This window comes from Kocuria sp. MNB10, from assembly GCF_054073685.1.
This window is the reverse complement of record NZ_CM133411.1, coordinates 2,645,293-2,671,611: the sequence shown is the minus strand read 5'-3', so window position 1 is coordinate 2,671,611 and position 26,319 is coordinate 2,645,293. Positions and strand designations below refer to the sequence as shown.

The window sequence follows — 26,319 nt, the reverse complement described above, 5'->3', positions numbered from 1 at the left end:
CTCTCTCCTGGTTACTGCATGGACGCCAGCCGCTGCCGCAGAGCAGCACGGCGGGCAAGTCGGCCACGTTCCCCGGCCGCCGGCGGCGACGGGCGCGCCCCCACCTTGAACGGCACAAAGTCGTCCTCGGGGGCCTCCCCGCCCGCGAGCACGCGGGCGCGGGCCTCGAACGCCAGAGTGGCCGCCATCGCGGCGTCCATCTTCCTGACGCTGTTCTTGCCCTCCTTGCCGATCACCACGCCTCCACGGCGCGGCCAGCGGCGGGCGTTGGTCATGTGCCGCACGAACACCGGGTTCGCGGACATGCGCACCACGGGCGCACCGTTCTCGGTGGCCGTGAGGTTCAGGTGGAACCGTTCGAGCGCGAGCGCCATGGGGGCGTCGCGCTTGGTCCACCAGCGGATCGCGTCGTGGCCGGCCTTCATAGCCAGCCGCTCCCCGTACTCCAGCTCCCAGGCGTCGATGCGGTCCTGCCAGTGCGGCGGGTCCGCGAAGAACGCCTCCACCTGGTAGTCCTTGAACGCCTGGGCCACGGCCGCGTCGACCGCGACCTCGTCTACGCGCCAGTCCTCCGCCTCGGGCCCGTCCGGTCTCTCGATGATCAACAGCGGGTCCACCGTGCCGTCCTCGATGCGGCAGGCCACGAGCGCGGTCGCGTCGTTAGTCTGGGCGCCGTCGAAGCCCAGCGCGATGCGGTCGCCCTTGCGGAGACAGCCGCCCATCTTGACCGGCATGCCGTCACTCACGCGCGCGATCTCCGCGGGTGTGAGCCATGCGTTGGATGCCTCTGTGAGGGCGTTGAGGTAGTAGCGACGGGACTCGGACGGTGTCGTGCGCGGGTCGAAGATCTTGTCCACGACGCCCTCGAGCGAGTTCCAATCCATGGCCTCGCCGTAGGCCTCGGCGACTGCCTCCGCGAGCTTCTGCTCGTCGGAGAGGTCCACGAGGTCCGACCAGCGGTGATCGAACAGCATGCGGATGCGGCCGCGCAGCTTCGGTTTCTTGCCGTTGGCCACGGCCTGCATGGACTCCTCGACCAGCTGCATGTACTTGTACGTGGCCTCGGCCACCGACTCCTCGCCGGGCAGGTACATCGTTGTGGTCTCGAGGTACCACGTGCCCGCAGACTTCTTGCGCTTCACCAGGTTGCGGGTGACCGTGGAGTGCATCTCCCGCAGCGCCTTGGTGTTGTACAGGTGCGACTCGTCCGCAACGACGAAGGTCTCCTTGCCACCGTCCTTGGACGACGCGCCGGCCGTGGAGGGTGTGATCTCCCCGCCGTAGGGCAGAGCCACGCGGGTCAGCCCGCAGTCCAGCCCGTAGGCCTTCAGCTCGGCCAGGGGCCCGTCCGTGAGGTTGAAGTAGATCGTGTCGTAGACGTTGCCAGTCTGGCCCTCCTCGGTCGCGAGGATCCGCACGTACGGGGTACTCACAGGCTTGCCCATGGGCTCGCCCTTCTCGTACGTGTACGTCTGCCCGAGGAACGTGTACGTCTCCCCGCCCTGCGCCCAGCCAGCGAACCGGCACGGGCCCAGCGCCTCGAACAGCACCAGACGCGAACCGAGGCCGGACTTGTCGCAGCCCTTGGGCCGGGAGAAGAACGCCGAGTCGACCAAACGGCCACCGTCCGCGTCGAGCGCGTAGCAGTCCACCACGAAGGTGGAGTACTCGTCCCCGTGCCGCACCGGCTCTCCCTGCACGTCACCGGGGCCGTGCACCACGAACGTCTCGATCCACCACAGCGCCAGCCACCCGAGGGTGCGCGAACGCGTCGAACCAGGAGGGCGCACGATTTTGTGCGGCACCGCGGCTCAGTCCTTGATCCGCGAGCGCCGCGAGTCGAGGGATGTGACGGACGCTCCGGGGGCATCCCCAGCTGACATGGCGTCGGGTACGACGATGTCCTGTCGCAGACGCATCCGGTCCTCCGGGGTCGCGCCGAACTTGGCGACGCGGATCCGGACCTCGGAGGCGAACTCCCACCGGCCCTTGGTCCACATGACGTGGTGTAGGAGCGCGGTGTCCATGAGGAAGTCCCAGTCTGGTTGGGAGAGCATGCGGCAGGCCTGCGGCGAACGCCGCCAGTGGTCCCACCACTGCTGCGTCATGGGGTGCCAGTCCTGAGCTTCCGGGAGTACCCAGGAGCCCTTGGGCAGTTCCGGGCCGAGAGCCTCGTCTCCGATGACCAGATCGGTGGCGACGTTCGGTGCCTGCAGCGAGGTCTTCTCGGGGCCCTTGTTGCGGCGAGCCGCGTTGTCCTTCGGGGCCGGTCCGACTCCTGCCATGCGTGCACCTCCCATGCCGGGGCATCGCCCCTTGTCAGGGGGTCAGCACGGTTCGTGACCGGTCAGGCGACGAGCGCGCCGAGCCGGTCGGTTGCCTCCTCGATCTGCCGGTTGAGCATCTCCAGGCGTCCCTCGTCCCACGGGGACTGGCGGGCGCGGACTTCGGCGGCCATGGATTCGAGGGCTTCCAGGCGCCGCTGCAGGCGCCTGACCTCGTACTCCGTGAGCCGTTTGCAGCGCGACGAGCAGTAGGCCCGCGGGCGACCGGGGGCCATGCGTTGGTCCAGGTCAGCGCCGCACTGGCGGCAGTAGGCCCGAGGCATTCGCCACCGCCTTTCGCCACTCGGTTACGCCACCCCCATGCCATGCCCCAGACCCGTACAGACCGCGAGAAGCAGGACGCTGCGGCCAGCCGGGGAGGGCCGGGGAGGACCCCCTCCCCCCCCTGGGTCAGCGGCGCGGGCCGCGGCGGGGAGTGCCGGCGGCCCGGGCGACCTCGCGGGGGACGCTCGAGGGTGGGGAGAGGGTCGTCTGTCGCCCGGGGCCGGTCAGTCGACCAGCCCCGGGTGTCGTTCTTGCGGACGGGCTGCGCGGGCCCTGCGTGGCGATGTCGCGCCTTGACGGCCCGTGCGCTTTGCGTGATGCCACGAGCACAATGATCGAAGGTTCTCGTGGTCCTCAGCAGCCTCGGCGTGATCCACCTCGGTCGCGGGTGCGGTGCAGCGTTGCCCGGTGTCGGGCGAGACGTACCGGCAGCGGTACCCGTCGGCCTCGAGCTGCGCCTTGCGCAGTCGCTGCCAGTCGGGCGGCAGCGGCGCGGTGCGTCCGCTCTGCGATCCCCACGGCATCAGCCCGGGCCCATCGGGTTGTCCCCGCCGTGATGGCCAGGCCACAAGCCAGTGGACTCATGATGCCACTGGGCACAGATGCGCTTGGCGCGGGCCAGGCCCACGTGCTTGGCGAGATGGCGGGTACAGCGAGTGAAGTCGCCGGAGGTCCCCCACCGTATCTTCGCGGCACCCACGCCGTGCTTCCAGTACTTCTCGAGCTCATTCATCGACATCACCATCCCACTCGATGAACATCATGTGGCCGGGGTCGAACTGGATCTGGCAGGCAAAACAGAACGCCCCGTAGATCGCTTCCGCTTCACATGCCTCGCCTGCGCACTGCCGCCAAGAACGCGCCATCGTCGCCCCCTAAGTCGTGCGGGCTGTTGTTCGACCGGTAGCCCGCGAGCCGGTGCGCCCTCGGCGGTGGCAACTTGAGCGGTAGCGATCGCTCCTCGGTGCCGGGGGAACCTAGTGGCTCAGATGCAGGGCCATCCGCCGGCTGACAGGACGCCTGATGACCCTTCGATCCGTGGCCCGCGGGTCAAGAACGGGACCCCCGCGGCGGTGACGTTGACACCTGAGCCAGGCATGCAGAAGGCCCCGACGTCACCGCCGGGGCCTTCCAAGTCATTCCGTATCTTCCGACACGTATTCCATTTGAGTACAGACTAGCGTGACAGGCCCGCAGAAGTCCATAGGCGCGCCTGTGTTGTCTTAGGCCGCGTCGCCGGCCCTGGCCCCGTCCTAGCTCGTTTCGTGGCTGTGTAGCCGCTGCCACGTGGCCACGGCATCCGTGGCACGGAACATCATCGGCTCCACAGACACCGGTCGCAGTTGCTGTCTGCGCACCCACTGCCTCACCGTCTCGCTCGTGAGCCGGACCTTGAGGACGCTGCGGAAGATGGTCACGAGATCCGCGGTTCCCACGACCAGTCCGAGCAACATCTCGTCACGCGCCTGCACCCGCTCCTCGATCTCCCACAGCACACCACACGACGGGCAGCTCACCTCTCCCTCGGTGCGGTGCGTGGCCAGCACTCCCCCACAGTCACAGGCGCCGATGACACGGCGGTCCGGGGCGCGGTCCACGGCACGCCACCCACGCGCTACCGCGGCCATCAGGTCCGCGACCGCCCCTGCGATCTCCGGCCGACGAGCGGCGTGCGCCAGGTGCCGAGCGGTCCACGGGGCTAGGTCCTCGATGGCCACGGGCACTCGCTCGCGCTCTCCCGCCCCCAGATGCGCCACGGTCCGCAGCGCAACACGCACCTCGTCGGCTACCTCCGAGGCCGCGAGGTTCAGCACCAGCGGCCGCTCGTTGGACGCGCCGCCAGCGGACGAGGTCTGGCGGGCCTGCTTCGTGATGGTCACGTCCAGCTCTCGGAGCAGACGCGGCACGGACAGCACGGTCGTGTGCAGGCTGGTCACGCATGATGAGCAGAGGTTGCCCATGGTCGCCGGCACCCCGTCGATGACACACAGTGCGCTCATGACTCGTCCTCCTGGTCATCCATGTCCATCAGCATCCAGTCCGGCTGAGGCAGTGCAGCCGCTGCAGCCACGGATAACAGGCCGTGCTTCTGCCAGAACATCAGGCCCGGCGAGGATAGGGTCTGGAGCGTCTGCCGCCCATCAGCATCAGTGCAGTTCGCCACGATCACCCATTCGGTCACCATGGATTCCCCGAGATGGTCGGCAATGATCTGCGTCAGATCACCCGGACAGCTGTCCATGTTCATGGCTTCTCCCCCATCGATCCAGTGCCGTAGCTGGTGCCGGCAGACAGCTCGAGCTGCACCCGCTGGGACACGACATCACGCGGACGCCACACCCCAGCATCGACACCGGCTGCGCGGAGTCCCTCGATCCAATTCTCCTGCTTCGGTCGGAACGTGCCCTTCTCCGTCTTGAGCTCACGCACCAGGCAGATGCGCTTGCGAGGGTGCACGAGCACCAGATCCGGGAACCCAGCCGGCGAGCGCCGTGAGTCGTAGGCATGGAAGTGTTCCCAGCCCAGGGCCTTGGCGAGCTGGATGACGTGGTTCTGCAGCTGTGCTTCTTTCCAGGACAGGATCATCTGGTCCTGGTGGTCTACGGCTTTCACTTCGCATCCTTTCGTGCGCTTCGGTTCTGGTTGCGCTCTGCACGGCAGGCGCGTACCTGGGCCACCTGGACCCACGCCTCTATCTCCTTCTGGTCCATCACTTCTTCTTTCCCCTTCTTCCCCTGCGTCGTGATCTTGATCTTGATGCGCGCGCCTTGGGTGGGTGGTCATGGTTGTCTGGCGTGTTCTGTTTCTGGGGTGGTCGAGCTGGGTCCCCGTCCCTTCCCGTACCGGCCCGACCCGTCCCGCCCCGTCCCATGCCGTCAGGAACCGTAGGAAGCTTCCCTGCGGATTCCTGCCGAGTTCTGCTTGTCTCTGCAGAGCGCTCTGGTGGTCGGCCGGCGGGGATACCTGGTCGCGCCTTCTCCACGGGTGTGGGGGCTGCGGTGTCAGGTTCCTGGGCGGGTGAGTCGCTGCTGCTCGTGGGCGCGCTGTCCTCTCCTGCCGCGGGGGTGCCGGCCTCGGGTGGGGTGTGGCCTGGTGGGATCTCCCCTGGCCGCACCTTGGTCCTTGGTGCGGGTGGTGGGGTGATGCCGTTGCTGCGGGCCCACTCGCTGTTCTTGATGTACTCCACCGTGTCCAGCGAGTAGTACGGGCGATCCGGGACCGGGAGCAGCGGGTACTCGCGCTCGGCGTGGGGATTGTTCTTGCGCCCGCTGTTGCAGCGGGTGCAGGCCACCACGAGATCGTCCGGTGTTTCGGCGCCGCGGCCGGGGCTGCGGTGATCGTAGGTCCCGGCCAGACGCCCAGTGCGGGCCCGGAACTTGACGACCTGCCCGCAGTACCGGCACGCGTCGCCGTCACGCAGGCGTACCGGGATGGTGAGGGCCGGGTTGGAGTTGTCGCGCTTGCGACGTCGCTCCCACTCGACCTCCTCGGCGGTGCGCATGTGGATGAACTCCGGGTCTTCCACGATCCGCCAGCGAGCCCGCTCGTGGCCGCGAACGACCTCAATCACGGGTTCGAGGTACCCGGCGAAGGTCGCCTGCTCGAGCAGCAGATCTGCGCGCTCCATCGAACCGGCCACATCAGCCGCGGTCGCCCGCGTGATGACGTAATCGGTGAGGTGCTGCGCCCCAACCGTCGCGCACAGCGTGACGAACCCGAAGACCTCAATCTTCGAGCGGTCGTCCGCGTCTGGATGCTCACGCACCTCTGCAACGATCGGGTTAGTTGCTGCTGAGTCCCCTACTCGTAGCCACGGCATCAGTCGCGCTCCTGCCCATGACCCGCGCTTCCAAGACGTCCTGCCGCGGTGTCCCAGCCCGTCGGCAAGGGTCGCGCGGGTCGCCCGGCGTGCTGCGGGAAGCCGTCGCGCTCCCGACCCAAGGTGGCGCGGTGTCCCCGCAGAGCGGGGGTCGCGCGGATAGGGCGGTGTGCTGCGGTGCGGCCGGCAGTGTGCTGCGTACGTGGTGGCACGAGGGGGTCTCCCATCTGGTGGATCATGTGGTCGGGATACGCCGTCCTGCGGCGCTCGCGGTCAAGTGGGCGGCCCCTGCGTCGTGCGGTGGACCAGCACCGGTGTGGTGCACTCCACCCACACGGGGGCCTGTCGACCGTCACGTAGCTGCAGGTCCAGGCGCACCTGGTCACCGTCGGCGGCCACGGCGCAGAGGATGCCGCGTGAGCTGCGATCCGTGGTCCCCACAGACACCAGGTGACCCACGTGATCGGACGTGACCTGCCCGGCGAGATGGAATGTCTTGTGGTGGTCGCGGCGCTCCCCCGGCACGAACCGGCTCACAGCTCAGCCCTGCGGGTCAGCTCGGCACACTCGCGCGGGAACGCCTCGATGGTCGCCGGGTCCTGGCGGAGCCTGTTGATCTCCATCCAGAACTGGGTGTCGAGGGTGACTTCACCCGACTGATGCCCGTGCCGCGCCATGAACGCGTGCACGTCCTGGTCACGAATACCGCGGTACTTGTAGCGAGCCGTGGCGAGCGCCAGGGCCCCGGCTGTGAAGCCGTCAGGGGTGGCGGTGTCAGTGGTCATGGCGTTCCCCTAGTACCTTGGCGACCCGGTTCTCGAGGTCCGCGGCGGCGGCGTCGCGGAGGCGGATCAGCCTGCTTGTTTCGGCTGCCTTGTCGAGTGCCTTGCCGAGACGGGTCATGGTGCGGCGCACCTGCTGTCGGGCTTCCCGGTGCGCATGGGGTTCGGGCCCATAAGTGCTCCACGCGGCGAGCGCTTCCTCAAGCGATGCGCGGACTGCTGCCTGCTCGGTGTCGTGTGCGGTGAGCTCGGACTGCAGCGCGGTGGCGGACGCCTCGAGTGCGTGGGTCTGGATCGTGTGCGGGCCGATGGGCGCGTCACACTCCCCACAATGACCCAGGGGGCCGTCGGGCCCGTCCCCGTCCGCAGGGGCTGCCAGCATGTGGTCCTCGTACGTATCCAGCACGAGCTGGATCATGCGCGGGGTAATCGTGGGGTGCATGGGTCAGTCCTCCTCGGGTGGCACGGTGGTCGTGTAGATCCCCGACGTGGGGAGATCGTCGGGGTCCAGCCCGTAGGTCTGGCAGGGGCAGGTTTCGCCGTCCCACATCGGGCACAACTCGGCGTTGCATCTGGCCATGGGTCAGTCCTCCTTGAGTTCGCCGGTGTCTGGGTCGATGACACTGGAGAGCAAGTTTTTGAGCTCGTCCTCGACCTCGATGGGCAGCTCGACCATGCCGGTGCGGCGCTCGATCGCACGGCGCACGAGCTGGTCCGCTGTGGTGAGATCAGCGCCGGTGACGACCTCGATACGGTGAATCGCTGCGGTCGCCTCTGCCTCGCCCGTGTCCACATCGGTGGTGATCTTCGAGGGGCGGATGATGCCGACCACCAGGTACGTGCGCTGCGGGTCGGCGACCATCAGGCTGTTGATCTGAGACAGGCCGTTCTCCTTCGGGAGACTGCCGGATAACTTCGTCATGACTGGGGTTCCTTTCCGGTGGTGCGGATCGTGGCGAGCGCTGCATCCGCTTCGTAGGGTGTGGCGCCGTAGCGGGTGCGGCAGAGGTCGAGCATTCCGGGGTCGTCGGTGGTTTTGAGGACTCGGCGCAGTGCTGCGAGGTAGTCGGCCCATTGGGAGGCGGGCATGAGGGGGACGGTCAGAACTTGCATCGGGTTACCTCGGTCCATTCGATGTGCCAGTGGTCGTGGCGGCGGGGCTCCCCGAGGAGGTCGCGCGCCCACTTGGTGGCCTGGTCGTGGTCGGGGGCGGTGACGCTGATTGAGTGCACCCGGGCCCACGGGTAGAAACCCGGGGTCTGTCCGGTCTTGTACTCGACGGCGCGGCCGGTGAACCTGAACCAGGGGTCGGGCTCCACGTACGGGTGGGCGGCCGGGTCCGCGAGGATCTGCGCGGTCGTCGGGGCGGGGGCGCTCATGACACAGCCCTGATACCGGGGGCCGGCGGGCGCGACGCGGCGCGGCCATCCTCGGGGACGCCGCGAGCGCGACGGCGGGCGATGTACGGGTCGACCTCCGCGAGGTCCTGTTCGGGCCAGCGGGCGTAAACGTCATACGTGTTGGTGTTGCGGTGGCGGACGGTCCTGGCCTCGCAGCCGCGTTTGCGCATCGACGTGGCCGCTGAGGAGGACTTCTGGTCCTCGAGGATCAGCGCCCACTTGCCGGGGTGGTTCTTGAGTTGAGCGACGAGTTGGTCGCGTTCGCGGGACGTTTGCCGTCCCCGGCCGGTGGCGGACTCTGGGGGGTCCTGCCACTTGATTTGCATGCTCATGACTGCTCCTTCAGTTGAGTGACGCGGTGACCGCGCCGATGAGGTCTCGTGCTGTGGGCGGGGTGACGGCGTTGCCTGCCATGCGGACCTGCTCGCGTTTCGTGCCGAGCAGGGTGTAGTCCGCGGGGAACGCCATCGCTCGCTGGATCTCGTGCGGGGTGAGCATGCGGAACGAGCAGTCGTCCACGCGGATGCTGTCGCCGCGGCGCACGAGGGACTGGTGCCCGGCTGTGGTCACCGTCCGCACCGGCTCGGTCACGGGGGTGGACAGGTGCGCGCCGTCCGTCCCGCCCGGGCCGTTGTTGCGCATGATTAACGCGTGATGGTTCCCCGACGCCGTGACCGTAGCCAGCGGGTCACGCACCGCACGAGCGTCGGACCCACCACCGCGCAGCTCTGCGATGAACGGGGGGAACGCCACGCCTTTCGATGCTGTGGTGTGCATGGTGCGCAGCGGCTCCGCTCCGTCCCACACCCGGTAGTAGCCGTCCCGGCGGTCGTGCGCTGGGTGCTTCGGGTCCGCGGCGTCGTAGGTGTTGCCAGCGGCCTCGAGGTGCATCATCGGGGGCAGGGCCACACCGGTTTCGTTCCGGGTCGTCTGGGTCCGCACCGGGCCCGTCACAGGCTGCGCGGCCTTCCCGTCCCGGCCCTCCACGGGCACGAGCGTGGGCGTCCAGTACCGGTCGATGCCCGCCTGGATCCGCGCCAGGGTCTTGGCCGCGAGCGGACGGGGGCGGTCACCGATGCGGGTGCCGACGTCCGACCAGTCGATGATTGACGCCGCGGGCACCCACGCCGGTTCCACGATGGTGTTGCGGCACTCCACACGGGGGCACCGATACACGTACTGGGCGCGATACCGGCCCCACCGCTTCGCCGGGTTCTTGAACGCCTGCATCGCCCGCACCTGCCCATGTGTGGGGCAGTGGGCCGGCGGCCGCTGCATGGCTTCGAGTTCCGGCTTGCGGTTGCCCTTGCGCCAGAACACGACGTACATGCGGTCACGGGACTGCGGTGCAGCCTCACCCGCGGCCCACGCGTGCATCGAGTTCAGGTACACGATGTGGTGCTGGTACCCGAGCGAATCCATCGCCATCAGCCACGCCCGAAACGGGGTCCATCTCGCGGCGTCCACGACGTTTTCTACGATCACCGCCTCGTACCGGTGGACCTCCGCGAACCGGGGGACGTCCCACATGGTCGCCCGCGAGCGCTGGGCGGCCTCGTCCGGGAGGCCCTGACCGAACAGGTCCGGGGTGTCCGTAGCGCGGCGGCGGCCCTTGGCGATGCTGTGGTTCGTGCACTCCGGGGACGCCCAGAGCAGGTCCGTGGCCGGGAAGTAGCTCGGGTTGATCTGAGAGAGGTCCGCGCAGATATGGTCCGCGTACGGGTGGTTCGTGTTGTGGGTCTCCACCGCGAGCGGCCAGTGGTTCGAGGCCACGCGCACGGTCACGCCGGGCACCTGGATCCCTCCGGTGGAGGACCCGCCGGCACCGCAGAACAGGTCTGTCATGGTGGTAGTCATCAGAACGGGGGCTCCTGCTCGATATCGGCGGGCGGCATGCCGTCGAATGCGTCCTGAGCGGACGGGGCGCCCGCGTCCCACGTGTCACGCCGCGGCGCGGGGCCCGGATCGTTGGTGCGGGGTGCGTAGCCGTGTCCGCCATTCGGGCTCGGGCCGAAGCCCTGCGACGCGTTCCCGGTGCCGCGCTCGTTCCGGGTGACCTTCGCGGTCGCGTACTTGAGGGACGGGCCGATCTCGTCCACCTCGAGTTCCGTGGTGTACCGGCGGTCGCCTTCCTTCGTCTCGTACGAGCAGACCTTGAACCGGCCCTGGACGATCACCCGTGTGCCCTTCGACAGGGACTCCGCGACTGACTCAGCCATGTCTCGCCACACCGAGCAGCGCAGGAACAGGGTTTCCTGGTCCCGCCACTCGTTGGCCTGCCGGCCGAACGTGCGCGTGGTGGACGCAACGGTGAAGTTAGCCACGACGGCTCCGGACGGGGTGAAGCGCAACTCCGGATCAGAAGTCAGATTCCCGATCACCGTGACAACGGTCTCGCCAGCCATCAGAGCACCGCCTCGAGCTGGTCGGCGTCGGCCTCAACCTCGTCGGACACGAGGTGATGCCCACATACGGGCCACGACGCCCCGCACCACGAGCACAGCGGGCCCGCTCCGTCAGCGCTGATCGGGAACACGCCCGCCGCGTGGGCGGCTCCGAATCCCTCGAGGTAGTTCGCGAACCAATCCGCGAACGCCTCCGGCGACTCGTGATCACGCTGCGCGTCCTCGATGACGCGGATCAGCTTTCTCGTGGCCGTCACCCTGGGCGGGCGGGAGAACGCGGGCTGCTCCTCCGCAGGGACCTGCAGGATCTCGGTGTAGTCGTACGGTGCGGGCATCACGATGCCTTTCTGCTCGGTTCGGTCTGGTCCTCGATCTGGTGGGCGCGGCGACGGATCTCCCACATCTGGGGCAGCGCCGCGGTGAGCGTGGTGTGCGCCTGGTCCATGGCCACCTGCATCCCCATAGCCAGAGCCACCGCCTCATCGCGCTCCTCGACCGCGTCATCACGCACCTTCTGGCTATCCGCGAGCGCGCCTTCGAGGTCGGTGATGCGGCGTTCGAGCGGGACGACGCTTGGGGCCTGTGGTGTGGTCGCCAGTTCGGCGCGGGCTTGGGTGAGCTCAGCGCGGGTGATCTGGTGGGCGCGCTGCTCCTCGGCGAGCTCGGCCCGGACAGTGTCCGTGCGCTGCTCGGAGCGGGACAGGGCCGCCTCCGCATGGGTACGGCGAGACTGCTCCGCGGCAAGCCGCTGCGACGTCGTGTCAATCCGCTGCTCGCGCTCAGCCCGCAGGGCGGCGAGGAGCGCGCGCACGCGGGCGGTGCTGGCCTTCGCTCGAATGCGGTGGCGACGGTTGTAGGCCTGAAGGAAGCCCTGCTTCTCGGCGGCTGATGTCACCGCCCGTTCGAGGAGCTTCACGCGCGCGGCCAGCTGGTCGCGCTGCTGCTCGACCTTGGCCAGACGATGCGAGTCCGCCGTCGCGGCGGTCTGGGCGGCGCCGCGGGCGGGATCACGGTAGACGTACCCGCTCACGCGACCCACACCCTCGGGCCGGCCTCGTGCGCCTCACGCAGAGCAATCGCGCGCCCACACACCAGCGCCGCGGGCACGGAAGCCGCCAGCCATGTGGCGATGCTGGTGACGATGCAGAGAGTCAGCATGGGACCTCACCCCAGCTCACATAGTCGGCTGCGTCGTCGTCGACGGTGCTCAGCACATGTTTCCGCTCGGCGTATTGACGGGCGACGAGCATGGCCTCGTCCCAGGTATCGCAAACTCCGACGTATGTGCCCGTGAAGCTCCCGCACCCTGGCTCCCGCTCAAGTGCCCAGACGTACCAGAAGTCCTGAGACAACCGGCCACCAGCAAGGAGCAGGTTTCGAGGATCGGCGTTGGGGAGCCTGCTGAACAGGCCGACCTCGCCCTTGTGAACGGATATGCGCGGGCGGTCCAGGTCACGACGTCGCGCTCGGGACTGCGCCAGGCGCTGCTGCTCCTCGTGGGCTTCCACCACTTCACGGGCGCCCGTCATGGCCTTCGTGACCGCGGCGGCGAACGCCGCGAGGCGCTGGGAGAACTGCGGCTCAGCCACGACGATCACCCACCCCGCCACGGGCCAAGGTGTACAGGCCAAGGCCGATCAGGCCGGCCATGAGGACGGTCATGTTCCCACCGCCGGCCAACCAGGCCTCGAGCTGGTCCGGGATCAGCGCGCAGACCGCGTTGAGAATCGTGTTCATTGATCTTGTCCTGTCGTGTCCTGGGCGGGTGCCCGATCGAAAGAGGCCGGGGAGAACTCGAGGTCCGCGGCACATGTGTCCCCCAAGAACACTTGTGCGGGGGCGGTCCCCGAGTTCCCCCACGAGATCTCGAACGGCGCGGAGTTCCGCACGGCCCGAGACAGGCAGCGCTGGACGAATCTCGCCACTGCGATCCGGCGGGAGCGGGCGTCCGTGTGACGGACCATGCCCACGACCTCCCGGTCGGTGTCTGAACGCAGGTCCGTGAACGTGACCTGCTCGTAGGTGGTGGCCTCCCCCGCGCTCATGACGCCGCCCGCTCGTTATGCGCAGCCCGCGAGCGCGAGGTGGTGCGGAACGGTGAGACCGTGGGCGGGGTGAGCTCCGCCGCCGGCTCCGGGCCCTGGTCTGATGCACGCCCGGGCTTCTTCCTGTCGGACGGGCGGACGGCGGTGTGGCGCAGGAGCGCGCGCACGTCCTCCGGGAAGAACAGGATCTTGCCGCGGCCACCGCGGTGGTGGGCGATCTCTCCGCGGGAGGCCATGCGCTTGAGCTCCGACTCGGAGTACAACAGCGTGGTCTGCGCGACCTCGGCCGGGGTCATGGGCGTGAAGTCCGTGGGGGTGCTCATCGGTCTGCCTCCTGCCCGGTGATGATGCGTTGGAAGGAGTCGACGGTGGCCGCGGTGGAGATGATGCGGCGGAGCCCGGCGCGGGTGGCGGGGTTCGCGTCGCCGATCATTGCGACGGTCATGTAGAGCGCCTCACGGGTGGTGATGAGGAAGTCGTCGCGCTCGGCTGGCGCGCGGTCCTGCCAGACAATGGGTTGGATGCCTTCGCCGTTGAGGATGGTGGCGGCGTCGCGCGCGGCGGTGGCCAGCACCTCCCAGGAGTGTTCGAGATCGAGGAGCACAGCCAGGCTGCGGCCGAGGATCCGGGACTCGTCCTCCGCGAGGAGGTCGTCGAACGGGTTGCCGACCTTGTTCAGGCCTTCGAAGTAGGACAGCTCGGGGTCGTTCATCACGCGATTGCCTTCCTGCGGTGCTGCTCATCGAGGATCCGGCGCAGTGCGTCCAGGCCCTTCGCTCGGACACGGACCTGCGGGGTTGCCTGCCGTGGGTCGCCGGTCCTCGGATCGAGGAACGTCTGCGCGCGCTCGGCGAGGCGGTCCAAGTTGACTTGCGTCTGATATGCACGCGGGCGGGAGCGCGCGTCGCGGTAGATCCACTTCGAGGCGTAGAGCAGATCCCACAGCCCGTTCTCGCCGATGCGCCACGGCGTGTTGCGGGAGAGAGCTTTGCTGGCCTCGTTGACCGAGACATCGCCCTCGGCGGAGAGGAACTCGTCCCAGGCGTTGGCCTTCGGTGTGAGCTCGAGGACCTTGGCCTGCGCCTCCTGCACCCGGGCGCTGAGGATCTGCATCGCCTCGAGTACCCGCTCGTCGTCCGACTTCGGGAGCTGCGGGGTCTGGTCGACGGTGTAAGTGCCGGTCTTGCGGATCTGCGGAACCACCTCCGACGTCACCCACCGACGAAACGGCTTGGCCATGGGCGCGTTGCTCCGGATCAGAACCGTGTACAGGCCAGACTCGTTGAGGACCTGCATGCTCTGTTCGCCACCAAGGGTTCGCACCTTGTGCGACCCCTTGTCCTCGGGATCCGCCATGCGGCTGATGTCCGATGATGTGCGAGCACCGAGGACGGTTGCGACGTCACGCGCCACGAACCAAGGCTCGCCGTCGACCTCGATCACCCGCACGGTCTGGCCGTCGTAAACGAACGGGGTGAGTTCCTGGCTCATGCCGCCGTCCTCTCATGATTGTCATGTGTACTGCTGCTGGTGGACTTGTGGACGTCGAAAAGGACTTGGACGGGCACATTCAGCGCCTCCGCGATGCGAGCTCCGAGCTCGGGAGTGCATGAGCTGCGGCGACCGGCCAGCAGGTGGGAGATAAACCCCTTGCTGCATCCGGCGTAGCGCGCGAGTCGACCGTGGGAAAACCCGTCCTGATCCATCAATGCCCGCAAGGTGTCTGCGCTCTTGAGTCGCATCCAAGTTCCTTTCGGCCAACGGTGCTTCAGTCTCGTCACCTTGTGCATCTGAGTGTCTCCTAGTAGGCGTATATCTGTCAACTACTGATAGACACAGTAGTGCCTACTGGTAGACGGTGCAAGGGGTGCACCACCGCGCAATCCGCGCCGTTATTGCGCGTCGCGTCGCTTCAATAGCGTTTTTCTAGTAGCCGCCTAGATAGGGTGGGGACGTCAATCAGTGGTAGACGGTATGTGTTGCGGCCCGCTAGACCGCTCCCCCGGCAGTGGAGATATTGGATCTGTGCAGACGATCAGCGAACTCGTGAAGGCCCAGAAGGCGGCCAGCGACCTGTCCTACGAAGCCCTCGCCCAGCGAGCGCAGAGTGCAGGTCTTGGTCTCACGAAGCAGCAGCTGTCGGATCTCGCGAATAACCGACCCAAGGGGTGGCCCAAGAGCGCGGACATGGTGAAAGCCCTGTCGATCGCTCTGGACATCCCCGAGCGGACGGTGGTGCTGGCCTACGCGGCATCGTTCGGCATCGACGTTCGCGAGACCCGCAGCCCGTTCGAGGTTCGCCTGCCGGCCACCGTCTCAACGCTGGATCCGATGATGCAAGACGCCATCCTGCACGTGATCCGCGCAGCCACTGAAGGAGCAGACACCCATGAACCCGAACCCCAGGACCAAGAGCAGGAACCGCGGACGGAAGCGCGCGGCGCGCAGCCGGCGCAACCGTCCCCCATGAACCACGCCGGGGAGAGCCCGGCACACGATGGGGACGACGCGCCGCCCCTTCCCGACGAGTACGCACTGGCCGCCTACGACGCACCCAGCGAAGGCCGCGAGCGCCGGCGCGCGCAGGACGAAGCGGCCGAGGTATCACAGGACAGCGGTGATTGGGGTGAAGCGTGAGAACGACACAGCCACCCGGTAAGCGTTCAAGCCGGTATCTGGATGGGCCATGTGGAAGTGGCGGCGAATGGGATCCCTGCCGAGCTTCCCCCGATAGGAAGCACTTCTACGCTGACTTGATCAAGATCAATGCCCAACTGGGCGATACCGAGCGGGAGACGCTTCTCGAAGAGTTGCGGGCCGCAATGAAGCTCGGAGAGCAAGGAGAACTTCCCTATGGGGAGCGAGCACCTGGCCGAGTCTGTGTGACCGCGCGCCGGGAGGACGTGTTGGAGCTACGAGTCGCGGCGTTCTCCGGCGCTACCCTCCGTGACTCGACAGGTCCTGAAGAGGTGCTGTTCCGGATGTACTATGCCGAACCAGAGTCTTATCCTCGGGCACTCTGGCTGGCGTCCATGACTATCAAACGCCCAGACACGACCAACTGGCGAGCCATTCAGAATTCAGACATTGACGAGGCACACACGCGCCTTGAGGCATTCGATGTCTACTGTTCGCAGAAGCGTGTGGCACCATGACATACAAACGCTCCCGTAGCCGTCCAAAAATAAGAAGGGAAGGAACTATGCCGCTCTCCATCGACGAGATCCTGGGCATCGACCCCAACTCCCCGACGCAACGGCTGGCCCGGGAACTACTCGACAACGAGCGCGAGCTCTTCAGGTCTCTCGTTAGCTGTCGGCAGGCTTCTCGACTCAGCGTCCACGACGTCGCCGAACGAATGGGCATTCCAGTTGACGACGTCCGGGGAATCGAGAGTGGGCACCGCGATCTCCACCTGTCGACCGTGCGGCGTTACGCGCACGCCGTACGCGGCCGCATCGATTTTCACGTGACGCCACTCCAGATACCCTCGCTCCACGGAGAGGACTCCGCTCCCTGGGTTCTGACCAGAGTGTCACCCACTGAGTGGGCCGCGAACGCACCACGCGCATTCCCCTCATCCAAGAGCAATCATGGCGTCTGAGCCCGAAGGCAGGTGGTTGAGCCCCGTCGAGCCCAACCCCCAGCACCCATTCACCATAGGGTTCCTGCATGTCGTCCGCTCGATCTGCGATGCAAACCCCGAAGACGGAGTCGATGAACCCCAATTCTCTTTGTGGTCGGGCGGCGTAACAACTACGGAGAAAGATCTAGAACATCCAGTCTTATTCGGTCAAGTTGTCGCGTCGACTACCACAGGTGCACACATGGCCGGCGTTACTGTCGCAGCGAGTTGCATCCCCGGGGAAGGATTCAAGTTCGACCCACGGGACCCCACTGATGCGAACGCGTTCCTCAAGGAGTGGGGCCCATGGGCAGCTCACGTCATCTGGGACTTCGCTACGACGCAATTGCGGCTGGTTACATCCGGGCTAGCTGACTCGTCTCTTGATCTCGGATCCATGACGCCCGAGCCGTATCTCGTACTCGCGGATGAGGCCGAGCAAGATGGAGGTCCCGCAGAACCAGATATTGCACCTTCATCAGACTGATCTGCATCGAAAGTGGTCCTACCGATGCGAACGGATCCTACGTTCCACGTGGGGCCTTATCCGTGTCCTCGATCACAACTACATTCGAACGCATGTTTGACCCCTGGGCTATCACATACGATCGCGGCATCGAGGTTAGCCGCATCCTCCTGCAGGACCTCAGCGGATGCACAGACGGGCGGCGCATCTGGCTCGACTCCCGTCTAACCGACATAGAGGCGCGGTGCGCGCTCACGCACGAGCTCGTGCACATCAGCTACGGCCACGACAGCCATCAGTCCCCGGCCATCGAAGATCGCGTGCGCGCGGACACCGCGCGTCTGCTTGTACCCTGGGACGCGATCACGGCGCACACCGGATCACAACTGGACGATTGGCATCTCGCGCAGGAGCTCGGAGTTACCACCCACGTCCTCACTGACCGCCTCCGTTACGCGAGCGTCGAGGAGTTGCGGGCGGCCATGGGGCGCCTGGGTGCGTGTTGACCGCGTCAACGAGGCCCCTGGGTCGACCAGTTGGGGGTCCGAAGAGTTCCGCGTCGTTCCGGACCGTACCGGCACACGACACGCGCGGGAGGCGTTTTCGAGTCCCACCTTGGGCACGACAACTCGCTCCGTCGGAGCACCTTTGGAACGGCCTCGCACCCGCGGGGCCGTTTTTCGTGGCCGAAGACAGGGCGAATGCACGGGGGGTCGTGGGTCTCCCCGCATCCGTGGTCGGGCGGGTGGGTGGACCGGTCGGGAACCTGTCAGCAATGGGGAGGCCCGCCCGTGCTCGACGACAACACCACTCTGTGGATGCTGTAGAACTTCAAGCACCACTGCTCCCTGCGGTTCACCCCCGAGTTCTTCGCACCCCACCAGTCACGGGTAGCGGCTGCGGGGGGGGGGGGGGAATACGGCGCCGGGTTCATCACGCTTCCCTATGACCGGCCCCTGCCCATCACGCTGCTCGAACCCCTCATGCGGGACCGGCTCCGTGATCAAGGCGCGTAGCAAAACCTTTCGGAGACCGTAGGGCCCCAGCCGCTGTTCGCGCGATCGATCAGCGTCCACGGTCAGCACGCAGAGTGGAGTAAAGGCAGCTCGGACGGCGTCCGGACTGCCTTTACTCCACTAGAACATCGGATCGACACCCACACGCAGATGCCGCGACGAGAACCGCTCGCAGCGGTCCGCCATACGGCCGACCCGCGTGGGTCAGCGACCGATCACGGCTCCCGCCACGTGGCGGACCCGGCCATGCCGCCCCACGGCCCCACGCGCTCGCGGGGTTCGCGCTGGGGCGCCTCGCCGGCGTCCTGGAGGTCGCCCACGCGGTGCACCTTCACGAGGTTGGTGGACCCGGCGTGGCCCGGGGGCGAACCGGCGCAGATGATGACCATGTCCTCGGTGTTGGCGAGATCATGCTGGAGCAGGTAGTGGTCCACCTGACGAGTCATGTCGTCGGTGTGCTCCACGCGATCCACCCGGATGGGCTGGACGCCCCACAGCAACTGCAGCCACGCCTGCACGCTCTTCTCGGGGGTGAACGCGAGGATCGGGCGTTCCGGGCGCAACCGGGACAACCGGCGGGCCGAGTCACCCGTCTGGGTGAACGTGCAGATGTAGTTCACGTCCAGCTGCCGGGCGATGGTCACCGCCGCGCGGGTAATGGCGCCGCCGCGCGTGCGGGGCTCGGTCCCCAGCGGGGGCATGCGGTCCATGCCCTGCGTCTCGGTGGCCAGGATGATGTTCGACATGGTCTCGAGCGTCTTGATGGGGTACTTGCCCACCGAGGTCTCGCCCGAGAGCATCACGGCGTCGGCGCCGTCGAGCACGGCGTTCGCGCAGTCCGAGGCCTCGGCGCGCGTGGGGCGCGGGTTGTCGATCATGGACTCGAGCACCTGGGTGGCCACGATCACGGGCTTCGCCCAGCGGCGGGCCAGCTCGATCGCGCGCTTCTGCACGATCGGCACGGCCTCCAGCGGCAGCTCCACACCGAGGTCGCCGCGGGCAACCATGATGCCGTCGAACGCGTCGATGATCTCGTGCAGCGCATCCACGGCCTGAGGCTTCTCGATCTTGGCGATCACGGGGATCTTGCGATCCTCCTCCGCCATGATCTCGTGCACCCGGGTGATGTCCTGGGCGTCCCGCACGAAGGACAGCGCGATGATGTCGACGCCGCGCTGCAGGGCCCAGCGCAGGTCCGCCTCGTCCTTCTCGCTCAGTGCGGGGACGTTGACGGCCACGCCGGGGAGGTTGATGCCCTTGTGGTCGGACACTGTCCCGGCGACCACGACCTCGGTGGTGACGGCGGTGTCCGACACGGCCGTGGCGCGCAGGGCGACCTTGCCGTCGTCGATCAGCAGCGGGTCCCCCACGTTGACGTCGCCGGGCAGGCCCTTGTGGGTCGTGGAGCACAGCTCCTTGGAGCCGGGGACGTCCTCGATCGTGATCGTGAAGGTGTCACCCACGTCCAGCGCATGGGGGCCGTCCGCGAAGTTGCCCAGCCGGATCTTGGGCCCCTGCAGATCCGCGAGGATCGCGACCGTGGTGCCCAGCTCTTCGCTGGCCCGGCGCAGGTTCTCGTAGGACGTATTGTGCACGGTGTGGTCACCGTGACTCATGTTGAGGCGAGCCACGTTCATTCCGGCCTGGATCGCCTGGGTGACGTTCTCGTACGAGGAGATGGCGGGGCCGATGGTGGCCACGATCTTCGCTCGACGCATGGGTGACTCCCTTTCGAATGGCGGATGGTTGGTGCATATGACGAAGCGGCCGGGTTGAGCAGCCTGGTGCTGCCCGACCGCGGCCGCTTCGCCGATGTCCGTTCCTACCTTAGCAACGAGCCCCGGGAATTGATATGGCAGGACTCATGGCGGGTGCCGGGAGGATCACGGACGCGGGCGGGTCACAGGCTCAGGTCGATCGCCCGCTCGGACGGGGTCACGGGTTCTGGCAACCGGGTCTGGCCTGTCAGGTGGCGTTCCACGTGAGCGGCGCACGCCCGACCCTCCGCGATGGCCCACACCACGAGCGACTGCCCACGACCTGCGTCACCGCACGAGAACACCCCGTCCACGGCGGTCATGTAGGTCTCGTCCCGCGCCACGTTGTCCCGGGAATCCAGCGCTACGGGTAGCTGCTCGGTGAGCTCGCGGGACTCGTTGCCCGTGAATCCCAGGGCGAGCAGGATCAGGTCCGCAGGCAACACCTTCTCGGTGCCGGCCACGGGACCGCGGGAGCCGTCCTCGCGGTACTCGGTCTCTGCCACGCGCAGTCCCGTGACCCGGCCGTCCTGCCCCACGAACTCCACCGTGGAGGCCAGGTACGTGCGTTCGCCACCCTCCTCGTGGGACGTGGAGACCTCGAAGACCCGGGGCATCATGGGCCACGGTTCCTCGTCCGCGCGGTCCACGGGAGGCTTGCGACCGATCGCGAGCGACGTCACGGACGCCGCACCCTGGCGCAGCGCGGTGCCGATGCAGTCGGAACCGGTGTCACCGCCGCCCAACACGATCACGTGCTTGCCGCGCGCGTCGATGGGGTCGGGGACGTGGTCCTCGGCCACCAGGTGGTTGGCTCGCACGAGGAAGTCCATGGCGTAGTGGATCCCCGCGAGCTCGCGGCCGGGGATCGCGAGCTCACGGGGCCGCGTGGCACCCGTGGCCACGATCACGGCGTCGTAACGCCTGCGCAGCGCGTCCCACGTGATGTCCGTGCCGATCTCCACGCCCGGGCGAAACTTGGTGCCCTCCTGGCGCATGATCTCGAGCCGGCGTTCGAGCACGGACTTCTCGAGCTTGAAGTCGGGGATGCCGTAGCGCAGCAGACCGCCGATCCGGTCGTCCCGTTCGTACACGGCCACCGTGAACCCCGCCTGCGTGAGCTGCTGGGCCGCCGCGAGTCCGGCGGGACCGGAACCCACCACCGCGATCGTCTTGCCCACGAGCCGCTGCGGGACGTAGGGCTTGATGAGGTCGTCGTCGAACGCCTTCTCGCCGATCGCGTACTCGACCTGCTTGATGGTCACGGGCTCCTGGTTGATCCCGAGCACGCACGAGGACTCGCACGGCGCGGGGCACACGCGCCCGGTGAACTCCGGGAAGTTGTTGGTCGCGTGCATCCGCTCGGAGGCCTCGTCCCACCGGTCACGCCACACGAGGTCGTTCCACTCGGGGATGAGGTTGCCCAGGGGACACCCCTGGTGACAGAACGGCACACCGCAGTCCATGCAGCGCCCGGCCTGCTCGTGCAGCGTCCCCGCCTCCTGGCGTTGCTGCACCTCCGCCCAGTCCATGAGGCGCACCGGGACGGGGCGCTTGGGACGGTCCTCGCGTGTGCGGACCTTGAGAAAACCACGGGGATCAGCCACGGCCGGTCACCTCCAGAATCTTGTGCCAGGTGCCGTCGCCGTCCGGGTCGTCCCCGGCGGCTTCGGCCTCGTTGCGCAGTGCAAGCACCGCGGAGTAGTCCCGCGGCAGCAGTTTGGTGAAGCGCGACATCGTGCGGTCCGGGTCCGCGAGCAGTTGGCGCGCGAACTCGGACCCGGTCTCCTCACCGTGGCGCTTGATGAGGTCGGCGAGCAACTCACGGTCGTTGGCGTCCGGGTGCTCGAGGTGCAGTTCACCGCTCTCGCGGGCCTGCTTGTTCACGTCCCGCTCGTCCAGGTCCAGCACGTATGCCACACCGCCGGACATCCCGGCCCCGAAGTTGCGGCCCGTCTCACCCAGCACCACGGCTACACCCCCGGTCATGTACTCGCAGCCGTGGTCACCGATGCCCTCGACCACCGCGGTGGCCCCGGAATTGCGCACCAGGAAGCGCTCCCCCACGGTGCCGTTGAAGAACATCTCGCCGCTCGTGGCGCCGTAACCGATCACGTTGCCCGCGATCACGTTCTCGTGGGCCACGAATCCGGCGTCGCGCGGGGGCCGCACGACGATCCGTCCGCCGGAAAGGCCCTTGCCCGTGTAGTCGTTCGCGTCCCCCTCGAGCCGCAGCGTGATACCGCGGGGCACGAAGGCGCCCAGCGACTGGCCGGCCTGACCGGTCAGGGTCACGTCGATCGTGTCATCCGGCAGTTCCCGGGTCCCGAGCGCGCTGGTCACGGTGTATCCGAGCATCGTGCCCACGGCGCGGTCCGTGTTGATCACGCGTTCCTGTACGCGCACGGGTTCACCGCGTTCGATCGCCGGTTGCGCAAGCGGGATGAGCTTCGTGTCGAAGTGTTTCTCGAGTTCGTGGTCCTGGACGCCGGTGTTGCGCAGTCCGTCCGTGACCCCTTCTGCGCGGAACGAATCGAGCACGGGGCTCAGGTCCAGCCCCTTGGCCTTCCAGTGCGCCACGGCCTCCCGCGTGCGCAGTACCTCGGCGTGCCCCACGGCCTCCGCGATGCTGCGGAACCCGAGTTCGGCGAGGATCTCGCGCACCTCTTGAGCAATGAACTCGAAGAAGTTCACCACGTGCTCGGCCTTGCCCGTGAAGCGCTTGCGCAGTTCGGGGTTCTGCGTGGCAACTCCCACGGGGCACGTGTCCAGATGGCATTTGCGCATCATGATGCAGCCCTCCACCACGAGCGGCGCCGTGGCGAAGCCGAATTCCTCGGCGCCCAGCAACGCGGCGACGACGACGTCGCGCCCCGTCTTGAGCTGGCCGTCCGCCTGCACGACCACGCGCTCGCGCAGCCCGTTCAGCCGCAGGGTCTGCTGCGTCTCCGCGAGTCCCAGCTCCCACGGCATGCCCGCGTGCTTGAGCGAGTTCAGGGGCGCCGCGCCCGTGCCGCCGTCGTGACCGGAGACCAGTACGACGTCGGCCTTGGCCTTGGTCACGCCCGCCGCGACCGTGCCAATCCCGCGTTCCGACACGAGCTTGACGTGCACGCGAGCGCGAGGGTTGGCGTGCTTGAGGTCGTAGATCAGCTGCGCGAGGTCCTCGATCGAGTAGATGTCGTGGTGCGGCGGCGGGGAGATCAGCGAAACCCCCGGGGTCGCGTGGCGCGTGCGCGCGATCCATGGGTAGACCTTCTGCGCCATGAGCTGCCCGCCCTCGCCGGGCTTGGCGCCCTGGGCCATCTTGATCTGCAGGTCGTCCGCGGTCGCGAGGTACAGGCTCGTGACCCCGAACCGGCCAGAGGCCACCTGCTTGATCGCCGAACGCCGCTCGGGGTCGATCAGCCGCTCGACGTCCTCACCGCCCTCGCCCGTGTTGGACTTGGCGCCCAGACGGTTCATGGCGATCGCGAGCGTCTCGTGGGCCTCCGCGGAGATCGAGCCGTAGCTCATGGCACCCGTGGAGAACCGCTTGACGATCTCGCTCACGGGCTCCACCTCGTCGATGTTCACGGGCTCGCGCGTGGACGCGAAACTCATGAGTCCGCGCAGGGTCGCGAGCTCCTTGGCCTGGTCGTCCACGCGGGACGTGTAGGACTTGAAGATGTCGTAGCGGCCCGTGCGGGTCGCGTGCTGCAACCGGAAGACCGTGTGCGGGTCGAACAGGTGCCGCGGTCCCTCGCGGCGCCAGTCGTACTCGCCGCCCGTGGCGAGGTCCCGGTGCGGTTCGGTGACGCCGTCCTCCGGATAGGCCAGGCGGTGTCGGGACTGGATCTCCGCGGCGATCACGTCCAGACCCACACCCTCGATCTGGGTCCGTGTGCCCGCGAAGTAGTCGTCCACGAGCTCGCTCGACAGGCCCAGGGCCTCGAACGTCTGCGCACCGCAGTACGACTGCACGGTGGAGATGCCCATCTTGGACATGATCTTCTGCACGCCCTTGCCCAGCGCCTTGATGAGGTTCGCCACGGCCTGTTCCTCCGTGACCCCCCGGATCTCCCCGCGGCGCACGAGTTCCTCGGCGGATTCCATGGCCAGGTAGGGGTTCACGGCCGACGCCCCGTAGCCCAGCAGCAGGGCCACGTGGTGGACCTCCCGCACGTCCCCCGATTCCACGATCAGGGCCACCTTGGTGCGGGTCGCCGATCGCAACAGGTGGTGGTGCACGGCGGAGGTCAGCAGCAGGGACGGGATGGGAGCCCACACGCCGTTGGAACCCCGGTCGGAAATGATGACGAACTGCACCCCGCGGTTCACGGCCGCGGAGACCTTCTCGCAGATCTCCGCGATCCTGGCTCGCAGTGAGTCCGCACCGTCCACGGGGCGGTACAGCCCGCGCACGCGCAGGCTCAGGGGCACGCCGTCGTCGTCCAGGTGCACGAACTGGTCCAGCTGGTCGTTGTCGATCACCGGGAAGTTCAGCTGGATCTGGCGCGTCCGGGTCTGCTGCGTGGAGAGCATGTTGGCCATGGGCCCCACGGCACCGGCCATGGACGTGACGAGTTCCTCGCGGATCGCGTCGAGCGGCGGGTTGGTCACTTGCGCGAAGGACTGCACGAAGTAGTCGAACAACAGCCGCGAGCGGTTGGACAGCACCGCCACGGGCGTGTCCGTGCCCATCGCGTAGATGGGCTCGGCGCCGGCTACGGCCATGGGACCGATGATCAGCTTGAGCTCTTCCTCGGTGTAGCCGAAGGTCTTCTGCCGCAACCGGATGGAGTGCGGCGGGTGGGTCATGTGCTCGCGTTCGGGCAGCTCCGTGATGGGCAGCACCGAGTCCCGCACCCAGTCCTGCCACGGCTTGGTGGCGGCGAGTTCGGCCTTGATCTCGCTGTCCTCCACGATCCGGCCCTCGTCCGTGTCCACGAGGAACATGGTCCCCGGGGACACCCGGCCCTTGCGGACGACGACGCGCTCCCCCACGTCCACGACGCCCACCTCGGAGGCGAAGATCACCAGACCGTCGTCGGTCTGCCAGAACCGCCCCGGGCGCAACCCGTTACGGTCCAGGACCGAGCCCACGCGCACGCCGTCCGTGAAGGACACGCACGCGGGACCGTCCCACGGCTCCATGAGCGTGGCGTGGTACTGGTAGAACGCCTTGAGCTGCGGATCCATGGTCTCATGGTTCTGCCACGCCTCCGGGATCAGCATGAGCATGGTCTCGGTCACGGGCCGGCCCGCGAGCTGGAGCAGCTCGGCGACCTCGTCGAGCGACTGCGAGTCGGACGCGCCCTCCGAGCAGATGGGGAACAGGTCCTCGGGCTGGCGGCCTAGCACGGCCCCGGACAGCGTGGACTGGCGTGCGCGCATCCAGTTGCGGTTGCCCACCACGGTGTTGATTTCACCGTTGTGCGCGAGCGTTCGCATGGGCTGGGCGAGCGGCCAGGACGGGAACGTATTGGTGGAGAAGCGCGAGTGCACCACCGCGAGCTTGGTCGTGAACCGCGGATCGGACAGGTCCGGGTAGAACGGTTCGAGCTGAGCCGTGGTGAGCATGCCCTTGTACACGAGCGTGCGGGACGAGAAGGACGGGAAGTACACCCCGAACTTGTTCTGCGCGCGCTTGCGCACGCGGAACGCCTTCTGGTCCAGTTCGAGCTGGGCGGCCACGGGATCGTAGGACGTTGCGTCCTGCGCAAACAGGGACGCCGCCCGCTCGTTGTGACTGCTGTCGGAGACGAAGAACTGCACGAACGTTGGCATCACGGCGCGCGCGGACGCGCCCACGGCGTCGTCGACCACGGGGACGTCCCGCCAGCCCAGGACCGTGAGGCGTTCCATGCGGGCGAGTTCCTCAAGCGAGCGCTTGAGCTCCTCGAGGTGCTTACCGCCGGTGGGCATGAACGCCGTGCCCACCACGTAGGCCCCCTGGGGCGGCAGCGGGAAGTCCACCACCTCGCGCAGGAACTCGTCCGGGATCTGGGTCAGCAGACCGGCGCCGTCCCCGGTGCCCTCGTCCCCACCTACCGCACCGCGGTGCTCGAGGTTGCGCAGGGCCGTGAGCGCGGCGTCCACGATGTCGTGGGAGGCCACGCCGTCCAGGGTGGCCACGACGGCCAGACCGCACGCGTCCTTCTCGTCCTCCGAGCGGTACAGGCCCTGATCCTCGGGCACCGCCGAGAAACGCTCGAACGGGGACACCGGTTCGGCGGCGTCGCGTGGTTCGGGTGCGTCCCGGCGAACGGGATCCGTGGTGCTCACGCGATGCTGCTCGCGGGAGTTCGGGGCTGCTATCTGGTCACTGCTCATGGCGGTACTCCTCACCAAGGGCCGGCAGGTCGAATGCGTCGGACGAGGCCCGGGGAGCACTCGGTGGGTGCGCAGCGGG

Annotated in this window: 34 protein-coding genes; 3 read left to right on the top strand and 31 right to left on the bottom strand. The window is 67.6% G+C overall.

Annotated elements, in window-relative coordinates; translation table 11 throughout:
• Positions 1–11 precede the first annotated feature (11 nt).
• The 27 genes from ACW9PK_RS12220 to ACW9PK_RS12090 form a co-directional block, all read right to left on the bottom strand.
• The gene (locus tag ACW9PK_RS12220; RefSeq protein ID WP_457016034.1) at positions 12–1,805 is read right to left on the bottom strand and encodes a hypothetical protein; all 1,794 of its coding nucleotides are present in this window, start codon (positions 1,803–1,805) and stop codon (positions 12–14) included.
• Positions 1,806–1,811: 6 nt separating this feature from the next.
• Positions 1,812–2,285, bottom strand: coding sequence for a phage terminase small subunit (locus tag ACW9PK_RS12215; protein WP_222126522.1), 474 nt, complete (start codon positions 2,283–2,285; stop codon positions 1,812–1,814).
• Positions 2,286–2,347: 62 nt separating this feature from the next.
• The gene (locus tag ACW9PK_RS12210) at positions 2,348–2,608 is read right to left on the bottom strand and encodes a hypothetical protein (protein ID WP_457016033.1); all 261 of its coding nucleotides are present in this window, start codon (positions 2,606–2,608) and stop codon (positions 2,348–2,350) included.
• A gap of 1,254 nt (positions 2,609–3,862) precedes the next feature.
• On the bottom strand, positions 3,863–4,609 hold the full coding sequence (locus ACW9PK_RS12205) for a hypothetical protein (protein ID WP_457016031.1): 747 nt from the start codon (positions 4,607–4,609) through the stop codon (positions 3,863–3,865).
• Complete coding sequence (locus ACW9PK_RS12200) at positions 4,606–4,857, bottom strand: hypothetical protein (RefSeq protein ID WP_457016029.1); 252 nt, start codon at positions 4,855–4,857, stop codon at positions 4,606–4,608. The genes ACW9PK_RS12205 and ACW9PK_RS12200 overlap by 4 nt, the downstream gene beginning before the upstream one ends.
• Positions 4,854–5,222, bottom strand: coding sequence for a VRR-NUC domain-containing protein (locus tag ACW9PK_RS12195; protein WP_457016028.1), 369 nt, complete (start codon positions 5,220–5,222; stop codon positions 4,854–4,856). The genes ACW9PK_RS12200 and ACW9PK_RS12195 overlap by 4 nt, the downstream gene beginning before the upstream one ends.
• A 97-nt stretch (positions 5,223–5,319) precedes the next feature.
• Positions 5,320–6,375, bottom strand: coding sequence for a hypothetical protein (locus ACW9PK_RS12190; protein WP_457016027.1), 1,056 nt, complete (start codon positions 6,373–6,375; stop codon positions 5,320–5,322).
• Between the two features lie 327 nt (positions 6,376–6,702).
• Positions 6,703–6,966, bottom strand: a complete 264-nt coding sequence (locus tag ACW9PK_RS12185) for a hypothetical protein (RefSeq protein WP_457016026.1) — start codon at positions 6,964–6,966, stop codon at positions 6,703–6,705.
• Positions 6,963–7,214, bottom strand: a complete 252-nt coding sequence (locus tag ACW9PK_RS12180) for a hypothetical protein (RefSeq protein WP_457016025.1) — start codon at positions 7,212–7,214, stop codon at positions 6,963–6,965. Before ACW9PK_RS12180 ends, ACW9PK_RS12185 begins: the two co-directional genes overlap by 4 nt.
• Entirely contained in the window at positions 7,204–7,653 is a 450-nt protein-coding gene (locus ACW9PK_RS12175; RefSeq protein ID WP_457016024.1) for a hypothetical protein, read from the bottom strand. The genes ACW9PK_RS12180 and ACW9PK_RS12175 overlap by 11 nt, the downstream gene beginning before the upstream one ends.
• A 3-nt stretch (positions 7,654–7,656) precedes the next feature.
• Positions 7,657–7,791 (bottom strand): hypothetical protein, encoded by a 135-nt coding sequence (locus ACW9PK_RS12170; protein WP_457016022.1) that lies wholly within the window; start codon positions 7,789–7,791, stop codon positions 7,657–7,659.
• 3 nt (positions 7,792–7,794) lie between these two features.
• Positions 7,795–8,133 carry a hypothetical protein gene (locus ACW9PK_RS12165; protein ID WP_457016020.1) on the bottom strand — a complete coding sequence of 113 codons (339 nt, stop codon included), beginning with the start codon at positions 8,131–8,133 and terminating at the stop codon, positions 7,795–7,797.
• Complete coding sequence (locus tag ACW9PK_RS12160) at positions 8,130–8,324, bottom strand: hypothetical protein (protein WP_457016019.1); 195 nt, start codon at positions 8,322–8,324, stop codon at positions 8,130–8,132. The genes ACW9PK_RS12165 and ACW9PK_RS12160 overlap by 4 nt, the downstream gene beginning before the upstream one ends.
• Complete coding sequence (locus tag ACW9PK_RS12155; protein ID WP_457016018.1) at positions 8,312–8,590, bottom strand: hypothetical protein; 279 nt, start codon at positions 8,588–8,590, stop codon at positions 8,312–8,314. The genes ACW9PK_RS12160 and ACW9PK_RS12155 overlap by 13 nt, the downstream gene beginning before the upstream one ends.
• Positions 8,587–8,943: a hypothetical protein gene (locus tag ACW9PK_RS12150; RefSeq protein WP_457016016.1), complete on the bottom strand. Its 357-nt coding sequence runs from the start codon at positions 8,941–8,943 to the stop codon at positions 8,587–8,589. Before ACW9PK_RS12150 ends, ACW9PK_RS12155 begins: the two co-directional genes overlap by 4 nt.
• A gap of 10 nt (positions 8,944–8,953) precedes the next feature.
• Positions 8,954–10,468, bottom strand: a complete 1,515-nt coding sequence (locus ACW9PK_RS12145) for a DNA cytosine methyltransferase (RefSeq protein ID WP_457016015.1) — start codon at positions 10,466–10,468, stop codon at positions 8,954–8,956.
• Positions 10,468–11,016 (bottom strand): single-stranded DNA-binding protein, encoded by a 549-nt coding sequence (locus ACW9PK_RS12140; protein ID WP_457016014.1) that lies wholly within the window; start codon positions 11,014–11,016, stop codon positions 10,468–10,470. Before ACW9PK_RS12140 ends, ACW9PK_RS12145 begins: the two co-directional genes overlap by 1 nt.
• The gene (locus ACW9PK_RS12135) at positions 11,016–11,354 is read right to left on the bottom strand and encodes a hypothetical protein (RefSeq protein WP_457016013.1); all 339 of its coding nucleotides are present in this window, start codon (positions 11,352–11,354) and stop codon (positions 11,016–11,018) included. The genes ACW9PK_RS12140 and ACW9PK_RS12135 overlap by 1 nt, the downstream gene beginning before the upstream one ends.
• Positions 11,351–12,046, bottom strand: a complete 696-nt coding sequence (locus ACW9PK_RS12130; RefSeq protein WP_457016011.1) for a hypothetical protein — start codon at positions 12,044–12,046, stop codon at positions 11,351–11,353. Before ACW9PK_RS12130 ends, ACW9PK_RS12135 begins: the two co-directional genes overlap by 4 nt.
• Positions 12,043–12,174, bottom strand: a complete 132-nt coding sequence (locus ACW9PK_RS12125; protein WP_457016010.1) for a hypothetical protein — start codon at positions 12,172–12,174, stop codon at positions 12,043–12,045. The genes ACW9PK_RS12130 and ACW9PK_RS12125 overlap by 4 nt, the downstream gene beginning before the upstream one ends.
• On the bottom strand, positions 12,168–12,605 hold the full coding sequence (locus tag ACW9PK_RS12120) for a hypothetical protein (RefSeq protein WP_457016008.1): 438 nt from the start codon (positions 12,603–12,605) through the stop codon (positions 12,168–12,170). The genes ACW9PK_RS12125 and ACW9PK_RS12120 overlap by 7 nt, the downstream gene beginning before the upstream one ends.
• Entirely contained in the window at positions 12,598–12,753 is a 156-nt protein-coding gene (locus tag ACW9PK_RS12115; protein ID WP_457016007.1) for a hypothetical protein, read from the bottom strand. Before ACW9PK_RS12115 ends, ACW9PK_RS12120 begins: the two co-directional genes overlap by 8 nt.
• Positions 12,750–13,061, bottom strand: a complete 312-nt coding sequence (locus tag ACW9PK_RS12110; RefSeq protein ID WP_457016006.1) for a hypothetical protein — start codon at positions 13,059–13,061, stop codon at positions 12,750–12,752. Before ACW9PK_RS12110 ends, ACW9PK_RS12115 begins: the two co-directional genes overlap by 4 nt.
• The gene (locus ACW9PK_RS12105) at positions 13,058–13,384 is read right to left on the bottom strand and encodes a hypothetical protein (protein WP_457016004.1); all 327 of its coding nucleotides are present in this window, start codon (positions 13,382–13,384) and stop codon (positions 13,058–13,060) included. The genes ACW9PK_RS12110 and ACW9PK_RS12105 overlap by 4 nt, the downstream gene beginning before the upstream one ends.
• Positions 13,381–13,776 carry a hypothetical protein gene (locus ACW9PK_RS12100; protein WP_457016003.1) on the bottom strand — a complete coding sequence of 132 codons (396 nt, stop codon included), beginning with the start codon at positions 13,774–13,776 and terminating at the stop codon, positions 13,381–13,383. The genes ACW9PK_RS12105 and ACW9PK_RS12100 overlap by 4 nt, the downstream gene beginning before the upstream one ends.
• Positions 13,773–14,552, bottom strand: a complete 780-nt coding sequence (locus tag ACW9PK_RS12095) for a BRO family protein (protein WP_457016002.1) — start codon at positions 14,550–14,552, stop codon at positions 13,773–13,775. The genes ACW9PK_RS12100 and ACW9PK_RS12095 overlap by 4 nt, the downstream gene beginning before the upstream one ends.
• Positions 14,549–14,803: a helix-turn-helix domain-containing protein gene (locus ACW9PK_RS12090; protein ID WP_457016001.1), complete on the bottom strand. Its 255-nt coding sequence runs from the start codon at positions 14,801–14,803 to the stop codon at positions 14,549–14,551. The genes ACW9PK_RS12095 and ACW9PK_RS12090 overlap by 4 nt, the downstream gene beginning before the upstream one ends.
• A 283-nt stretch (positions 14,804–15,086) precedes the next feature.
• On the opposite strand from ACW9PK_RS12090, the gene ACW9PK_RS12085 reads away from it, so the two are divergent.
• Complete coding sequence (locus ACW9PK_RS12085) at positions 15,087–15,698, top strand: hypothetical protein (protein WP_457016000.1); 612 nt, start codon at positions 15,087–15,089, stop codon at positions 15,696–15,698.
• Positions 15,699–15,814: 116 nt separating this feature from the next.
• Positions 15,815–16,216, top strand: a complete 402-nt coding sequence (locus ACW9PK_RS12080) for a hypothetical protein (RefSeq protein WP_457015999.1) — start codon at positions 15,815–15,817, stop codon at positions 16,214–16,216.
• Positions 16,217–16,332: 116 nt separating this feature from the next.
• Here ACW9PK_RS12080 and ACW9PK_RS12075 read toward each other — a convergent pair whose 3' ends face one another.
• Positions 16,333–16,530 (bottom strand): hypothetical protein, encoded by a 198-nt coding sequence (locus tag ACW9PK_RS12075; protein ID WP_457015997.1) that lies wholly within the window; start codon positions 16,528–16,530, stop codon positions 16,333–16,335.
• 735 nt (positions 16,531–17,265) lie between these two features.
• On the opposite strand from ACW9PK_RS12075, the gene ACW9PK_RS12070 reads away from it, so the two are divergent.
• Positions 17,266–17,658 (top strand): ImmA/IrrE family metallo-endopeptidase, encoded by a 393-nt coding sequence (locus ACW9PK_RS12070; protein ID WP_457015996.1) that lies wholly within the window; start codon positions 17,266–17,268, stop codon positions 17,656–17,658.
• A gap of 725 nt (positions 17,659–18,383) precedes the next feature.
• Here ACW9PK_RS12070 and pyk read toward each other — a convergent pair.
• The 3 genes from pyk to gltB form a co-directional block, all read right to left on the bottom strand.
• Positions 18,384–19,886, bottom strand: a complete 1,503-nt coding sequence (gene pyk, locus ACW9PK_RS12065) for a pyruvate kinase (RefSeq protein WP_064846830.1) — start codon at positions 19,884–19,886, stop codon at positions 18,384–18,386.
• A 182-nt stretch (positions 19,887–20,068) separates the two neighbouring features.
• Positions 20,069–21,532: a glutamate synthase subunit beta gene (locus ACW9PK_RS12060; protein WP_035962101.1), complete on the bottom strand. Its 1,464-nt coding sequence runs from the start codon at positions 21,530–21,532 to the stop codon at positions 20,069–20,071.
• Positions 21,525–26,240, bottom strand: coding sequence for a glutamate synthase large subunit (gene gltB, locus ACW9PK_RS12055; RefSeq protein WP_457015994.1), 4,716 nt, complete (start codon positions 26,238–26,240; stop codon positions 21,525–21,527). The genes ACW9PK_RS12060 and gltB overlap by 8 nt, the downstream gene beginning before the upstream one ends.
• Positions 26,241–26,319 lie beyond the last annotated feature (79 nt).